Source organism: Streptomyces sp. SM18 (assembly GCF_002910775.2).
GTDB lineage: Bacteria > Actinomycetota > Actinomycetes > Streptomycetales > Streptomycetaceae > Streptomyces > Streptomyces halstedii.
This window is the reverse complement of the sequence record NZ_CP029342.1, coordinates 1,047,622-1,061,975: the sequence shown is the minus strand read 5'-3', so window position 1 is coordinate 1,061,975 and position 14,354 is coordinate 1,047,622. Positions and strand designations below refer to the sequence as shown.

The window sequence follows — 14,354 nt, the reverse complement described above, 5'->3', positions numbered from 1 at the left end:
TCCGGCGCGGCAGAGCGCACAGCAGGAGGGTTCGGGCATTTGGTTCACACCCCGTGTGAATCACCCCTAAGCTCGTCCCCACGCGCACATGGGGGGGCAATGGAGCCCAATGTCCTGCTCGAATCCCTGATCGACGAGGCGGGTGTGTCCCGTGCCGGACTCGCCGGTCACATCAACCTGGCCGGCCGCGCCCGGGGGCTGACCCTGCGGTACGAGCACACGGCGGTCGCCCGCTGGCTCAAGGGCCAGCGCCCCCGGGGCCAGGTCCCGGACCTGATCTGCGAGGTCCTGGCCGGACGGCTCCACCGGCCCGTCACCCTCGACGACATCGGCATGGGCCTGACCGGGCGGCACGCGGCGACGCCGTCCGCGGGACTCCCGGGATTCGTGGAGCACGCCACCGCCCTGTGGCGCTCCGACGAACAGCGGCGCCCCCGGCTCGCCGACGCCCCGGTCCTGACCGGCACGACGGCGGTGATGCCCGTCTGGGAGTGGGAGAACCCACCGGAGGACGCCGACGTCTCGCGCCCCGGCCCCTGCCGGGTGAGCGCCGCCGACATAGAGACCCTGCGCGCCGCCCGCACCCACTACGAGCAGATGTACCGGAAGGCCGGGGGCATCGCGACCAGACCCCGGGTGGTCAAGTTCCTCACCACCGAGACGGCCCCCCTGCTGCGCGGCGGGTACGACGACGCCCTGGGGCGCCGGCTGCACCGGGCGGTCGGCGGTCTGGTCGCGGTCGCCGGTATCTGCGCGTACGACGCGGACGCCCACGGCCTCGCGCAGCGCTACTTCCACCAGGCCCTGCGCCTGGCCAAGGCCAGCGGCGACCGGGGGCTCGGCGGCTATGTGATCGCCCTGCTGGTCAACCAGTCGCTGTTCCTGGCCGACCACCGCGGGGCCGTCGCCTTCGCCGAGGCCGCGCTGCGGGCCGCGGGTCCGCAGCTCACCCCGGCCCTGGCCGCCGACCTCTACGCGATGCAGGCCAAGGCCTACGCGCGGCTCGGCGACCCCCGTAACGCCCTGGAGCGCATCCACCGCGCCGAGTCGGAGGCCGGACGGATCAGCCCGGGGAGGGAGCCGGAGGAGACGGGATACGTCCAGCCCGGCCTGGTCGACGTGCAGGTGGCGGAGGCGCTGCTGGGCCTCGGGGACCTCACGGCGGCCCGGGAGCACGCCTCCGCGGCCGTACGCTCCCCGGCGCACGCGCGCGGCCGGGTGCACCGGCTCGCCCTGCTCGCCCATCTGGAACTGCTCCAGGGGGAGGCCGAGCGGGCGGCCGGAACCGCCCGCGAAATGGCCGAACACGCCCGGGGCATGGAGTCCCGGCGTCTGCGGGACCGGCTGCGGGCGGTCCGCGAACTCCTGGCCACCAGCGGGTGCGCCGACGCCGGCGAGGCGGCGGACGTCATCGACGGAGCGCTGCGCGTGCCTCTGTGAGCCGCCCCGGGCCGGTCTGCGCGCGTTCCCCGGAGTGAACCGTTCCTGTTCGGATGTTGCCACCAATCAGCCGGAAGGTGGCAGAACTGTGCAGTGGGCGAACCTGAACGAACACACCGTGTATGAGAATCGCTGGTTCCGGGTCAACTTGGCGGACGTGGCACTCCCCGACGGCCGGCACCTCGACCACTTCCTCATCCGACTGCGCCCCGTGGCCGCGGCGACGGTCGTCAACGAGGCCAACGAGGTGCTGCTGCTGTGGCGGCACCGCTTCATCACCGACAGCTGGGGCTGGGAACTGGCCGCCGGTGTGGTCGAGGACGGCGAGGACGTCGCCGTCGCGGCGGCCCGGGAGATGGAGGAGGAGACCGGCTGGCGCCCCGGCGAGCTGAGCCCGCTGATGACCGTCGAGCCGGCCAACGGGCTCATCGACTCCCGCCACCACCTCTTCTGGACGCGGGAGGCCGTCTACACCGGGCCACCGGCGGACGGCTTCGAGTCCTCGCGCCGTGAGTGGGTGCCCCTGAAGCTGGTCCCCGACATGATCGCCCGCGGCGAGATACCGGCGGCCAACATGGCGGCCGCCCTGCTGCTGCTCCGCCACATGCTGCTCGGCTGAGCGGCCCGCGACGCCGGAGGCCGACCGGATCACTCCGGCCGGCCTCCGGTACGGGCGGCGGGCGCGGGGGGAGTACGCCGGACCGGGGCGCGGGTCAGGCGTACGCGTAGAACCCCGACCCCGTCTTGCGGCCGAGGCGGCCCGCGTCGACCATGCGCTGGAGCGGCGGGGGAGCCGGGCAGCTTCGGCGACGACATCGTCGAGCTCACGGAAGACGGAGAGAGGTGACTTCGTGGGCTCGTTGCGGAAGTTGCAGAACTTGCACTCGTCGGACACCGAACACGTCTTCCACACAGCGCCGGCCGCAGCGGCGCAGGCGCTTCACACCTCGGCGGCGTCGCCGCTGGCCTCCGGCGAACACTAGTGTTGAACTCCTCGTGAACAGAAGCAGAAGGGCACCCTTGTGAGCACCGGCGCCTCGCGTCCCACGGTCGGTGCGGTCGTTCTGACCATGAACGACCGGCCTGAAGAGTTCCCCCGAGCCATGGCCTCGCTCCTCGCCCAGGAAGGTGTCGACCTCGATGTCGTCGTGATCGGCAACGGCTGCGCGCCCGAACAGGTCCCCGAGGGCGTTCGTACGGTCAGGCTGCCGGAGAACGTCGGCATCCCCGAAGGCCGCAACGTAGGGGCCGACAACGTCAAGGGCGACTACCTGTTCTTCTTCGACAACGACGCCCACCTGCCCGGCACCGACACCCTCGCCCGGCTCGTCGCCGAACTCCGCCGCGACCCCCAGCTCGCCTACGTCCAACCGCGCATCAGCGACCCCGCGACCGGTGAGACCCTCCGCCGCTGGGTACCCCGTCTTCGGGTATCAGACCCCACCCGGCCCGGCGTCGTCACCGTCATGGCCGAGGGTGTCGTCATGGTCCGCCGCGACGCCTATAACCGCGCCGGTGGCTGGCCCGGAGACTTCTTCCTCTTCCACGAAGGCGTCGAACTGGCCTGGCGGCTGTGGAACCTGGGCTGCACCGGCCGGTACCTGCCCGACATCGTCGTCCACCACCCCGCCACCAACCCGGCCCGGCACGACACCTTCTACCGGCTCAACGCCCGCAACCGCGTCTGGGTCGCCCGCCGGAATCTGCCGCGACTCCTCGTCCCCTTCAACCTCGCCACCTGGTGTTTGATCACGCTGTGGCGTATCCGCGACCGCCAGGCCCTCCGCGTCACGCTCGCCGGCTTCCGCGAAGGGCTCTCCGGCGGCCAGGGCCCGAGGCAGCCCATGTCCTGGCGCACGGTGCTCCGGCTCACCAGGGCTGGGCGACCGCCCGTCTTCTGACGCCTTGAACCGGCTGGCTGAGTGTCCTGTGACATCGCACCTTGAGCGTGTGCCGACGGGACCGGCTTCGTCGGTGCCGGCCCCGTCGGCAGGGCGGTCAGGCGTACGCGTAGAAGCCCGAGCCCGTCTTGCGGCCGAGGCGGCCCGCGTCCACCATGCGCTGGAGCAGCGGGGGAGCGGCGTACAGCGGTTCCTTGTACTCGGCGTACAACTGGTCGGCGCTGCGTGTAGCGCTGTGACCTGCGGTTTCGTTGGTTGTGTGGCGGCTTTGACGGCGCCAGGGACTTCTCGGGGACTTTCGATCCCGCATCACACGAGCCACGTATCCATATCGGCCAGCCCATGGTTGCCCGCACCTGGCATGAAGTGAGCGTAGTAGTCGAGCGTGACCTTCGGGGAGGAGTGCCCCAACCAGGTCGCCACGCTCACGATGGACCCGCCGGGATGCTCACCACGACACCACGAGTTCAACCTCAGTAGTTCCCTACGGTGGGCCTTCCCACCCCGGGTTGTCAGAGCAGGTGCAGGTTGGGTGCCTGCGCGGCGTTCGAGTATTCGGGCAGTGCTACGACAGCCACGCCAGCTTCTTCGAGGGTCTCGGTGCCATCGGCGCCGACGACGAACGTATCCGGTTCGCTCCAAGCGGTGACGACGCGGCGGAGGCCCACGTCGCGGATGAGCTGGGCGCAGGGACGAGGTCGGGACGCTCGCCTGGCGCAGGGCTCCAGGGAGCTGTAGATCGTGGCGGTCGCGAGCCGGACGTCCTCGGCGGGGAGCTTGGCGAGGGCCCCTTCCTCAGCATGGTCGTGAGGGTCGCTTTCACGGGAGTAGCCGCGGGCGAGTTCGGTCCCGTCGGCCGCGACGATGACCGCCCCCACGCTGAAGGCGGTCTCCGAAGGTGGGCAGAGGGCGGCCAGCTCACAGGCGAGGATGAGCCAGTTCCGGTCTGCGGTGTTGGGCTCGCGGCCGGTGCCGGGGGCGCCGGCTGAAGAGGTGGTGCTCATCGAGACTCCGTCGAGGTGTCCTTGGGGGCGTACCTCAGGAGTACCACGTCACCGATCTGGCGGGTCTCCAGGAGCCGGAGGCGGGCGGCGGGGCCGCCAGGGTAGCTCGCGGGGCCGAGCATCCTTACCGCATCGAACTGGCCGACCAGGAGCGGGGCGATGACGAGTTGGAGTTCGTCGGCGAGAGCTGCTTCGAGGAGCTGTGTGTGAACGGTGCCCCCGCCTTCGACCATGAGTCGCTTGACGCCGTATTCGTCACCGAGGATGTCGAGCGCGGCCGGCCATACGGCCTCGGCGGGGACGCTCTGAACGGTAGCCAGGTCACCGAGGTTGGCGCGAGCTTGCGCGGTGGCCTCGTGGCCCACAGCCAGGACGAGCTTGTCTCCGCCGTGGTGCCAGAACTTCCAGCCGGGGTCGAGGTTGCCCGTTCCTGTGATGGTGACCTTCAGCGGGTACTCCGGCTCACCGGCGGCGACCCGGGACGCCCTGCGTTCCGCCGAGTTGACGAGGAGGCGGGGGTTGTCGGCGCGGAGCGTGCCGGCGCCGACAAGGATCGCGTCGACACCGGCTCGTACGGAGTCGACGCGCTCGAAGTCCTCCTTGTTGGAGAGCAGGAGCCGCTCCTCGCCCGGGCGGGTGTCGAGGTGACCGTCGATCGATACAGCTGCGGACAACAGGACGAACGGGCGGGGCACGGTATCTCCAAGCGGTGTACGCGGGTGACTCAGGCGGGATGCAGAACGATGCGGTCGAGTGAGGCGCGGAACTCGGCGACGCCGTCCTCGCCTGTTGCGGGGGCCAGTGCCTGGTCGAGCCGGTCGAGCTGTCCGAAGATGCGCGCGGATCCGGTCTCGGCGGCGATTCCGACGGCTTGCCCACCGATTCGGGCAGCGAGGGTCACGTTGCCTGTGCCCGCGTGGGCACGTGCGGCGCGAGCGAGGTAGACACCGCGGTCCCGGCGATATGCGGACGGGAGCACTGCGAGGGCGCTGTCGAAGCCTGCCGCGGCCTGCTCATACTCGCCAAGTGCGGCAAGGGAGCGGGCTCGGGCGGTGCTGATGTACGCCGCATCGAGCCAGGAACCCCAGACACCGTCGGAGCCCGCGCGCCCGAGGAGAGCAAGCGCGGTGTCGTAAGCCCTGTGGGCTTCGCTGCCTTCACCGAGTACGGCACGCGCGTGAGCCTCGTGCAGAACGGCGATGACTTCGAGGCGGCTCCCGGGCCGGGCGGTGCGTCGGGCGGCTGTGGCGAGGCCGAGAGCGTCGGCAGGATGACCGGTGTCGACCGCGAGCTGGGCCTTACGGCCGAGGATGTACGCGGTGAGATCGGTGTCGCCGGTGATGTGGGAAGCGTCCAGTGCTTTCGCGGTGTGGCCGTGGGCGGTGCGCTCGTCGCCGATGTCCTGGGCGAACCAGCCTGCCAGCTCTTCGTATCGCGTTTCCAAGGCGAGAAGCTCGATGGCGTCGGTGCCACGAGCGGCTCGACGTCTTGTGGCAAGGGAGCCGAGGTGTTGTTGCAGGGCGGGCAACACGTGCCGGGGGCCGATGAGGTTGTCGGTCTGGATCATGACCCGGCGGAGTTGTGCGAAGTGCTCGAGGGGAGACCCCATGTCGGCGAGTTCGGTGGCAGCCGCCGGCGTCGCGGCCGGCATGGCTGTCGCAGCCAGGCCGGCGATCCCTGATGCGAGAACAACGCGGCGGGGCACGGGCACGAAGAGGATCCTTCCGTGGATGCGGGCGGGGACGACGACCGTGTCCGTGTCGTCTCCGAGCGAGCCTGCCCGCACGACCGCGTTCATGGCCAGGGTCTCCGGGGCGCTGGCCCCATGACCCCGTGTACTGGCCCCATGAGTCGCTGTCCCGGCTCTGGACACCGGGACAGCGCAATCCTGGGGGGCCTCGCGCTCCGCGCTGTCCCAGCCACGAACCAATGCACCGGCGGCATCGAGGATGTCGTCGAGAGTGATGGCCGCGTGTTTCGGGACGGGACGTTCAGCGCGCTCGAAGCGCCCGAGATGTGAACGGTCGATCAACGCCCTGCGAGCCAGAGCCTGCTGCGACAGCAGACGGGCCTCGCGGAACTGGCGTAGCTCGTAACCCCAGCGGTGCCATGGGCCGGCGTCCGGAGTCAGCTCGTTCGGCTGCTGCCCCACGCTTCCTCCTCCACCGCGGACTTTCGTTCACCCGCGGTCGATGTCAGCGACAGGGGCGGCTCTCCGTGGGGCCTGCGGAGCCAGCGTGTGAGGCTCCATCCAGGGCCTGCCCACCGGGGTTCCGTACCGCTTTCATTGTCGGTACGAGCTGATCACACGGTATCCGAACGGCGCCTGACACGGACCCGCTTCACGTCAGTGGCGAACGTGGTGGTCGGTCGGACCGAACGCATTGCGCAACCGTCGGATGAGCCCTGCGCGGGCTGAGCGCGATCCAGAGGAAGGCGACCATGAAGACACGTAGAAGCCTGGGCGACATGATCGCCGTCTCCAGTCCACGGATCAGCTTGATGGGATCCCGGAACCGAACGGACACCGACACTGCTCGAACCCAGGAGTGGCACCGCGAACCCGCCCCGCTGGAGCGTCCGGCGCGCAGCGGCGAGCTCGTCCGGCTCCGTCAGCGGTTCCGTCGCGAGGCGACCGAAAGGCGCGACCGCCGCTCCGGTGATCGCCGTCTCCGGGTGTTGGCGTACAGCTTGGTGCTGAGCAGGAGTGCCAGGCCGGATGAGGACTGGAACACCCTCCAGACCGAGGCTGAGCAGCGTGGCTACGCAATGGGAGCGAGGTTTCACGATGTAGCCGTTCCCGCGACCACGACGTGCCTCCCCGGCTCGGGTGCCGGCTGTGGCGTCTACACGCCGCCCTGGAAGCGCCCTGGCTGGGGGGAGGTCGAGCGACTGATCCGAGGCGGCTTCGCGGACGGCGTGATCGTCCTCGACCGGCACAACATCAGCTCCGATGACGACGAGTATCACGCTGTGATCAAGGAGCTGGGCGAGCGGTACCAGGCATTCATTCACCTCGTGATCCCCGAGAAGCTGCCCGGTCCGACTTGAAGGCGACCGTTGCGGTGGATGGATGCGAAGGGCTGGGGCTGGAGACAGGCCAGTGCTCAGGTTCTCCTCGTCGTCACCGTGTTCGCAGTGCTCGCCACCGTCTACCAATCCGCCTGATCGGAGGGCCGTTTTGACGTTCGAGGGATACACCAACCAGGCAACACATTTCCTGCCGCTCCGTGGGGTGGTACTCGACTTTGCATCGTGCCTGCAGGTGACCCGCAGGGCGCGGCACGACCGCGATTGAAGAGACCTGCGCGTGCAGTGGTCGTCTCACCCGGATCCCTGCTTCGTTGTCGAGTGGGGAGAGAGACCACTCACGCTCAAGGGCGACCGCACTGCCACCACCCTGGGGCGCTTCTACGGCTACAGCGAAGCAGCCATAGAGGCCTTCATGGGTGCCGCAAGTCCCCCCTCTTCGGCCGTGCCCGAACCGTGTTCGCCCACGGCACCCGTAGCTGGCCGAAGAGGGCCCAACTTCCCACCCGAGAGGACGAGCACCATGTGTGCGCACAACCCGCCGTGCCCCACGGCCATGGCTCCCGACAGGGAGGCCGCGCGACCCGTCGCGCACCGCCCTGAGCAGGGCTGGAGCCTGCTGTGCAACGGAGTGCTTGTCTTCGAGGACACCGGAGAACTCCTCCCCGACGGCCGTATCGTCGCCCCCCACCGGCCGCTCGCGCTCACGGTCGGAAGCGCGGCATGACGATCACCGCAGCCGACCTGGTCGTTCCGTACATCACCGCCTGTGAAGGCGAAGAGGCGGACTCCCTCCTCAACCTGAACGTACGCATCGGTCCTGACCGGCGCCCGCGGCTCGGGTACAAGGACGAAGCGGGGCCCGACCGAGATCTCCGTGGCGTGCTGTGGGCGCGGTACTCCATGTCGCTCGACTTCGCAGGACAGCCCACCGGGGTACCGAGGTGGCGGCTGGTGCACCCGCTCCGCCAGCGCATCACGATGGCGCTCCTGCGCTGCCAGGTGTGCACGGTCCCGCTGAAGCGCAGCGACGGCATCCTCTTCGTAGAGACGGCCGACGACGGCGACGACTACACCGGGCCGGTGAAGACCGCGCAGCCGCCGGTCTGTCTGGAGCACGCCCGGATGGCGGCCCGGCGGTGCCCCCGGCTCAGGAGCAAGGGACACGTCGCCCTGCTGGCCACGCGGTTCCCGCTCTACGGCGTCATCGGCACCCCGTACCAGTACACCGCCGACGGCATCCAGCCCCTCGCCGCCTCGGACGCTCCCCTGCCCTACAACCACCCCCAGATCGGCTGGTTCCTCGCCTCTCAGCTCGTACGCGAACTGCGGGACTACGAGGTCGTCAGCCTGGACGATCTTGTGCCCGCCGCATAGACGGCTGCTCGACGCTCCTGGACAAAGGACCGGACCGTCGAGCGGCACCCCAGAGCTTCCCGGCCCGACCATCGGACCGGGATGGCCAGAACCTGAACCCATGGCGTAGCCCCGTCGCTACGCCACGGTCCTCAGTGCGCCGGCAAGCACCACCTGTAACACCAGGCAACACGAACCCTCACGGTCTCGTAATGCGTAGGTCCGGGGTCCGAGTCGCTCAGGGATTTTTCAGGGACTTTCAGCTCTGTCGGAGGGACATCCGAGGGAGTTTTCGCAGTACAAGCAGGGAAGGCTGCGACAGCCCTGAAAGGCCCAAGGCTTCGGGCCCGCGCATCCGCGCGGTTGCTCCGTAGCGCTCCGGCATGGCATCGGGTCGGCTGTACAGGACGAGGCTCTTCGGAGCCGCCCACGGTCCTGACCTCGGGTGATGTGCCCCGGCGGGCCCGGTGCCGTGTGCGCCGGGCCCGCAGGCGGGCGGTCAGGCGTACGCGTAGAACCCCGAGCCCGTCTTGCGGCCCAGCCGGCCCGCGTCCACCATGCGCTGGAGCAGCGGGGGAGCGGCGTACAGCGGTTCCTTGTACTCGGCGTACATCGAGTCGGCGACCGAGGCCACGGTGTCCAGGCCGATCAGGTCGGCCAGCTTGAGCGGGCCCATCGGGTGGGCGCAGCCCAGTTCCATGCCGTTGTCGATGTCCTCGCTGCTGGCGATGCCCGACTCGAACATCCGGATCGCGGAGAGCAGGTACGGGATCAGCAGGGCGTTGACCACGAATCCGGAGCGGTCCTGGGCGCGGATCGCGTGCTTGCCGAGGACGCCCTCCACCACGGCTTCGGCGCGCTTGACGGTCTCGTCGGACGTCGTCAGCGCGGGGATCAGCTCGACGAGCTTCTGCACCGGGGCCGGGTTGAAGAAGTGGATGCCGATGACCTGGTCGGGCCGCGAGGTGGCCACGGCCAGCTTCACCAGGGGGATGGAGGAGGTGTTCGAGGCGAGGATGGCGTCGGGGCGGGTCACCACCTGATCGAGTACCTGGAAGATCTCGGTCTTGACCTGCTCGTTCTCCACGACCGCCTCGATGATGAGATCGCGGTCGGCGAACTCGCCGAGGTCGGTGGTGAAGCTGAGACGGCCCAGCGTCTCGTCGCGCTCCTCCTCGGTGATCTTGCCGCGTTCGGCGGCCTTGGAGAGTGAGTTGTGCAGCCGGGTGCGGCCGATCTCCAGCGCCTCGCCGGTGGTCTCGGCCACCCTGACGTCAAGGCCGCTGCGGGCGCACACCTCCGCGATGCCTGCGCCCATTTGGCCACAGCCCACCACTCCGACGCGTGCAATGTCGGCCATAGAGTCCGTCACCTCGTGCCTTTCGCTGATCTCCGTGCGGCTCTTCCCGTTTGATTCCGGGTGCCCGCCTCGACCCCACGACGTTACTCCGCGGTCGCGTCACGGCGCCCCGGGGGTGGTGAGGGGAGCGGGCGGGCATGACCGCGTCAGGTGTGGATGCCGCGGTGACGTACGGGACGGAGCGACGAGAGGTGGAGCATATGCGGCGTTGGGGACGAAGGTCTTTCGTGCTGGGGGCGGCGGGGGCGGTGGCCGCGCTGCTGACGGCCGGTGACGCCGTCGCCGTACCCCGGTCCGCCGCCGTGCCGGGCCGCCGGTCCGGGCGCCGGGCCGGGACGGGGGAGCTGCGCGGGGTGTGGATCGGTACGGTCGCCAATCTGGACTGGCCGTCCAGGACGGGGCTGAGCGCCGCCGCCCAGGAGGCGGAGCTGATCGCGCACCTGGACCGCGCGGTCGAGACGCGGCTGAACGCCGTGGTCTTCCAGGTCCGGCCGACGGCGGACGCCCTGTGGCCCTCGCCGTACGAGCCCTGGGCGCAGTACCTCACCGGGGTGCAGGGCAAGGACCCCGGCTGGGACCCGCTGGGGACCGCCGTACGCGAGGCGCACGCCCGGGGCCTGGAGCTGCACGCCTGGTTCAACCCGTACCGGGTGGCGAACCACACCGACCCCGCGCGCCTGGTCGCCTCCCACCCCGCCCGGGTGCACCCCGACTGGGTCCTGCCCTACGGCGGGAAGCTGTACTACAACCCGGGGCTGCCCGAGGTCAGGACGTTCGTCCAGGACGCGATGCTGGACGCGGTCGGCCGCTACGACATCGACGCGGTGCACTGGGACGACTACTTCTACCCCTACCCGGTGGCGGGCCAGACGTTCGGCGACGACGCCACGTACGAGAAGTACGGCGCCGGCTTCCCGGACAAGGCCGCCTGGCGCCGCGACAACATCGACCGGCTGGTACGGGAGACGGCGGAGCGCGCCAAGGGGCTCAAGAAGGACATCCGCTTCGGGATCAGCCCCTTCGCGGTATGGCGCAACGCCTCGACCGACCCGCTGGGCTCGGACACCCGGGGCGGGGTGCAGACCTACGACGACCTGCACGCGGACACCCGGAAGTGGGTGAAGGAGGGCTGGATCGACTACATCTGCCCCCAGGTCTACTGGGAGATCGGCAACGCCGCCGCCGACTACCGCGAGCTCGTCGCCTGGTGGGACCGGACCGTGCGGGGCACGGGCGTCGACCTGTACGTGGGGGAGGCTCTGTACAAGTGCGGTGACCCCGCGCAGCCCGCCGCCTGGCAGGACCCCGCCGAGCTCTCCCGCCACCTCGACCTGGCCGCCGGATACGACCAGGTGGACGGGCACGTCTTCTTCTCGGCCCGGCACGTGAAGGCCGACCCGGTCGGGGCCATGGCCCGGGTCGTCGCCGACCACTACCAGACCCGGGCGCGCACCCCGCGCTGACGGATGCCCGCGCCACCGGGACACCGAGGGCCCGCGCACGGTCGTGCGCGGGCCCTGGCGTCCCTGGGGTCAGCGGCGGTCCCTCACCGTTCCTTGCCCTGGCAGCCGGTGTGCTGGACCACGCTGTCGGGGCCCGGAGCCATGATCGACTCGTGCCCGTCCTGGTTGCGCAGCCGGTACGGGGGACTGCCCCCCTCGCCCAGCACTTCGATGATCTCCGCGACCCGGTCCTGCTCGCCCACGGTCCTGCCGTGCGTCAGCAGCTGGTCGCCCGTGTGTGCCTCCATCGGGAGTGACCTCCTCACGGGGGTGGCGGTCCTTGTCGACAAGTCTATGTGCCGACGCGAGCGCCGCCTCTTGTGCGGACGTCCCCCCGGCGCCCCGTACCCCGGCCCGCACGCTGCGTGGCGGCGATGCACACCAGTACGGCCACCGCGGCCACCGGCGCGGCGGCGGAGACCTCCTCGCCCAGGGTCAGGAACGACCAGATCAGCGTCAGCAACGGCTGGGCCAGCTGGAGCTGGCTGGCCCGGGGCACCCCGATCTCCGCCATGCCCCGGTACCAGACGTACAGGCCGAGGAAGGTGGAGCCGCCCGCCACCCAGACGAGCCCCACGACCCCGTGCGCGGTGAGGTGGACCGGCTCGAAGGGCAGGGCCACCGCGGCGCCCGCCACCGCGAGCGGCAGGGCGAGGAGGAGCGCCCAGCCGATGACCTGCCAGCCCGGCATCAGCCCGGCCAGCCGGCCGCCCTCGGTGTATCCGGCGGCGCACACGAGCAGCGCCCCGAAGAGGTACAGGTCGCCACCGGAGAGGGAGCCGCCGCTCTGCTGGACCGTGAAGACGATGACCACGGCGGCCCCGGTGAGCGCGGCGGCCCAGAAGGCGCGCGGCGGACGCGAGCCGGTGCGCAGCGAGGCGAACAGGGCCGTGGTCAGCGGCAGCAGACCCACCACGACCGCCGCGTGCGAGCTGGTCGAGGTCTGGAGCGCCAGCGTGGTCAGCAGCGGGAACCCCACGACCACACCGCCCGCGACGACCGCCAGCCCGGCCAGATGCTCCCGCGCCGGCAGCGGCACCCGGCCCGCCAGCAGGGCCGCGCCCGCGATCAGGGCGGCGAGCACACTGCGCACCGCGACCAGGGACCAGGGCCCGAAGCTCTCCAGGCCCCACACCGTGGAGGGGAAGGTCAGGGAGAAGGCGACGGCGCCGAGTCCGGCGAGCAGGACCCCTCCGCCGGACCGCCCCGCCCGCCCCGGAGCCTTCGGACCCGGATCGATCGCTATCGTGGTGTGCGCGGTAGCGCTATCCTCTGCTCTCATGCAAGAGCGTAGCAGCGTGGTGGAGTTGGTGAGTGCGCTGAAGAGCGAGCTGGAGCGCTACTCACCCGGTGGAAAGCTCCCGTCCAGCCGGGCCCTCGTCGAACGTTTCCGGGTCAGTCCGGTCACCGTCTCCCGGGCGGTCGCGCAGCTCGCCGCCGAAGGGCTCGTCGTCACCCGCCCCGGCGCCGGCGCGTTCCGGGCCGAGCCCCGCACCGGCGTACCCGAACCCGGGGACACCTCCTGGCAGGAGGTCTCCCTGAGCGGCGACGGCGGCCCCGAAGCCGTCCCCCGCACCGTCGACTCCTCCGGCCTCCTCACCACCCTCGTCGCACCGCCCTCCGGGATCATCGAGCTCAACGGCGGCTATCTGCACCCCGGACTCCAGCCCGAACGGGCGCTCGCCGCAGCCCTGGCGCGGGCGGGCCGCCGGCCGGGCGCCTGGAGCCGGCCTCCCATGGACGGGCTGCGTGAACTGCGGGCCTGGTTCGCCCGCGAGATCGGACCCGCCCACTCCGGGGACGACGTCCTGATCACCGCCGGTGGCCAGAGCGCCCTGGCCGTCGCCCTGCGCGCCCTCGCCCCGCCCGGCGCCCCCGTCCTGGTCGAGTCGCCGACGTACACTGGCCTGCTGGCCGCCGCCCGCGCCACCGGGCTGCGCCCCGTCCCCGTGCCGGTGGACCCCGACGGGGTACGCCCCGACCTGCTCGAAGCCGCCTTCCGGGCCACCGGGGCACGGGTCTTCGTCTGCCAGCCGCTGTTCCAGAACCCGACCGGCGCGACCCTCGCGGCCGGGCGCCGCGCACAGGTCGTGCGGGCCGCCCGCGCCGCGGGCGCCTTCGTCGTGGAGGACGACTTCGCCCGCCGCCTCGTCCACCACGACGCGGGCCCGCTGCCCGAACCCCTGGCCGCCCACGACCCGGACGGCGTCGTGGTCCACGTCCGCTCCCTCACCAAGATCACCTCACCCAGCCTGCGGGTCGGCGCGCTCGCCGCCCGGGGCCCGGTGCTGGAACGACTGCGCGCCCTCCAGGCCGTGGACAGCTTCTTCGTGCCGCGCCCGCTCCAGGAGGCCGCCCTCGAACTCGTCGGCTCCCCGTCCTGGACGCGCCATCTGCACACCGTCGCCGCCGAACTCGGCGCCCGCCGCACCGTGATGACGGCCGCCCTGCGCACCCGGCTGCCCGAACTCACCCTCACCCACGTCCCGTCGGGCGGCGGGAGCCTCTGGCTCCGGCTGCCCGGCCCGGCCGCCGACGAACCCGCCCTGGTCTCCGCCGCCCTGCGCGCCGGGGTCGCCGTGGCGCCCGGCCGCCCGTACCACTGCGCCGAACCCCCGGCCGGACACATCCGGCTGAGCTTCGCCGCCGTCTCGGGGGCCGCCGAGATCGCCGAGGGCGTACGCAGGCTGCGCACCGCGGCCGACGAGCTGCGCGCCTCCGGGGGCTGACCTCCCCGCGGCCGCGCCCCGCACACGGCGTG

13 protein-coding genes and 3 pseudogenes are annotated in these 14,354 nt (G+C 71.2%); 9 read left to right on the top strand and 7 right to left on the bottom strand.

All coding sequences use genetic code 11. The features are described from left to right. The first annotated feature begins 99 nt into the window (after positions 1–99). Positions 100–1,440 carry a transcriptional regulator gene (locus B9S64_RS04585; protein WP_103490550.1) on the top strand — a complete coding sequence of 447 codons (1,341 nt, stop codon included), beginning with the start codon at positions 100–102 and terminating at the stop codon, positions 1,438–1,440. 88 nt (positions 1,441–1,528) lie between these two features. After that, positions 1,529–2,059, top strand: coding sequence for an NUDIX hydrolase (locus tag B9S64_RS04580; protein ID WP_103490549.1), 531 nt, complete (start codon positions 1,529–1,531; stop codon positions 2,057–2,059). Positions 2,060–2,153: 94 nt separating this feature from the next. On the opposite strand, the pseudogene B9S64_RS04575 reads toward B9S64_RS04580, so the two are convergent. Then, a pseudogene (locus tag B9S64_RS04575) lies at positions 2,154–2,234 on the bottom strand (3-hydroxyacyl-CoA dehydrogenase family protein); the annotation flags it as partial. Positions 2,235–2,462: 228 nt separating this feature from the next. On the opposite strand from B9S64_RS04575, the gene B9S64_RS04570 reads away from it, so the two are divergent. Further along, positions 2,463–3,341, top strand: coding sequence for a glycosyltransferase family 2 protein (locus B9S64_RS04570; protein ID WP_103490548.1), 879 nt, complete (start codon positions 2,463–2,465; stop codon positions 3,339–3,341). 97 nt (positions 3,342–3,438) lie between these two features. Here B9S64_RS04570 and B9S64_RS35495 read toward each other — a convergent pair whose 3' ends face one another. The 3 genes and pseudogenes from B9S64_RS35495 to B9S64_RS04550 form a co-directional block, all read right to left on the bottom strand. Beyond that, entirely contained in the window at positions 3,439–3,651 is a 213-nt protein-coding gene (locus tag B9S64_RS35495) for a 3-hydroxyacyl-CoA dehydrogenase family protein (RefSeq protein ID WP_374936058.1), read from the bottom strand. A 202-nt stretch (positions 3,652–3,853) separates the two neighbouring features. Then, positions 3,854–5,040, bottom strand: a pseudogene (locus B9S64_RS34330) (dihydrofolate reductase family protein). A 29-nt stretch (positions 5,041–5,069) separates the two neighbouring features. Then, a complete protein-coding gene (locus tag B9S64_RS04550) occupies positions 5,070–6,497 on the bottom strand; it encodes a helix-turn-helix transcriptional regulator (RefSeq protein WP_103490545.1) in 1,428 nt (475 codons plus the stop codon). 290 nt (positions 6,498–6,787) lie between these two features. On the opposite strand from B9S64_RS04550, the gene B9S64_RS04545 reads away from it, so the two are divergent. The 4 genes and pseudogenes from B9S64_RS04545 to B9S64_RS04535 all read left to right on the top strand — a co-directional run bounded on the left by B9S64_RS04545 (position 6,788) and on the right by B9S64_RS04535 (position 8,752). Further along, a complete protein-coding gene (locus B9S64_RS04545; RefSeq protein ID WP_103490544.1) occupies positions 6,788–7,396 on the top strand; it encodes a hypothetical protein in 609 nt (202 codons plus the stop codon). 259 nt (positions 7,397–7,655) lie between these two features. Then, positions 7,656–7,835: pseudogene (locus tag B9S64_RS35490) on the top strand (DUF6302 family protein); the annotation flags it as partial. Positions 7,836–7,898: 63 nt separating this feature from the next. Next, positions 7,899–8,102 (top strand): DUF5999 family protein, encoded by a 204-nt coding sequence (locus B9S64_RS34860; protein ID WP_037830893.1) that lies wholly within the window; start codon positions 7,899–7,901, stop codon positions 8,100–8,102. After that, the gene (locus B9S64_RS04535; protein WP_103490543.1) at positions 8,099–8,752 is read left to right on the top strand and encodes a hypothetical protein; all 654 of its coding nucleotides are present in this window, start codon (positions 8,099–8,101) and stop codon (positions 8,750–8,752) included. The genes B9S64_RS34860 and B9S64_RS04535 overlap by 4 nt, the downstream gene beginning before the upstream one ends. Before the next feature lie 478 nt (positions 8,753–9,230). Here the strand turns inward: B9S64_RS04535 and B9S64_RS04530 are convergent, their stop codons facing one another. Further along, positions 9,231–10,091: a 3-hydroxybutyryl-CoA dehydrogenase gene (locus tag B9S64_RS04530; RefSeq protein WP_103490542.1), complete on the bottom strand. Its 861-nt coding sequence runs from the start codon at positions 10,089–10,091 to the stop codon at positions 9,231–9,233. A 200-nt stretch (positions 10,092–10,291) separates the two neighbouring features. Here B9S64_RS04530 and B9S64_RS04525 point away from each other — a divergent pair, with 200 nt between their 5' ends. Beyond that, complete coding sequence (locus tag B9S64_RS04525) at positions 10,292–11,554, top strand: glycoside hydrolase family 10 protein (protein WP_103490541.1); 1,263 nt, start codon at positions 10,292–10,294, stop codon at positions 11,552–11,554. Between the two features lie 83 nt (positions 11,555–11,637). Here B9S64_RS04525 and B9S64_RS04520 read toward each other — a convergent pair whose 3' ends face one another. Then, positions 11,638–11,841 (bottom strand): DUF1918 domain-containing protein, encoded by a 204-nt coding sequence (locus tag B9S64_RS04520; RefSeq protein ID WP_103490540.1) that lies wholly within the window; start codon positions 11,839–11,841, stop codon positions 11,638–11,640. A gap of 44 nt (positions 11,842–11,885) precedes the next feature. Continuing rightward, the gene (locus tag B9S64_RS04515; RefSeq protein ID WP_103490539.1) at positions 11,886–12,875 is read right to left on the bottom strand and encodes a DMT family transporter; all 990 of its coding nucleotides are present in this window, start codon (positions 12,873–12,875) and stop codon (positions 11,886–11,888) included. Here B9S64_RS04515 and B9S64_RS04510 point away from each other — a divergent pair. Then, a complete protein-coding gene (locus B9S64_RS04510; protein ID WP_181387618.1) occupies positions 12,874–14,322 on the top strand; it encodes a PLP-dependent aminotransferase family protein in 1,449 nt (482 codons plus the stop codon). The genes B9S64_RS04515 and B9S64_RS04510 overlap by 2 nt on opposite strands. The last annotated feature ends 32 nt before the right edge of the window (positions 14,323–14,354 follow it).

Bases quoted from the DNA above. Each gene is read 5' to 3' on its own strand.
- B9S64_RS04585 (WP_103490550.1), top strand. From the start codon at position 100: ATGGAGCCCAATGTCCTGCTCGAATCCCTGATCGACGAGGCGGGTGTG.
- B9S64_RS35495 (WP_374936058.1), bottom strand. From the start codon at position 3,651: ATGCGGGATCGAAAGTCCCCGAGAAGTCCCTGGCGCCGTCAAAGCCGC.
- B9S64_RS04545 (WP_103490544.1), top strand. From the start codon at position 6,788: ATGAAGACACGTAGAAGCCTGGGCGACATGATCGCCGTCTCCAGTCCA.
- B9S64_RS34860 (WP_037830893.1), top strand. From the start codon at position 7,899: ATGTGTGCGCACAACCCGCCGTGCCCCACGGCCATGGCTCCCGACAGG.
- B9S64_RS04535 (WP_103490543.1), top strand. From the start codon at position 8,099: ATGACGATCACCGCAGCCGACCTGGTCGTTCCGTACATCACCGCCTGT.
- B9S64_RS04530 (WP_103490542.1), bottom strand. From the start codon at position 10,091: ATGGCCGACATTGCACGCGTCGGAGTGGTGGGCTGTGGCCAAATGGGC.
- B9S64_RS04525 (WP_103490541.1), top strand. From the start codon at position 10,292: ATGCGGCGTTGGGGACGAAGGTCTTTCGTGCTGGGGGCGGCGGGGGCG.
- B9S64_RS04520 (WP_103490540.1), bottom strand. From the start codon at position 11,841: ATGGAGGCACACACGGGCGACCAGCTGCTGACGCACGGCAGGACCGTG.
- B9S64_RS04510 (WP_181387618.1), top strand. From the start codon at position 12,874: ATGCAAGAGCGTAGCAGCGTGGTGGAGTTGGTGAGTGCGCTGAAGAGC.
- B9S64_RS04515 (WP_103490539.1), bottom strand. From the start codon at position 12,875: ATGAGAGCAGAGGATAGCGCTACCGCGCACACCACGATAGCGATCGAT.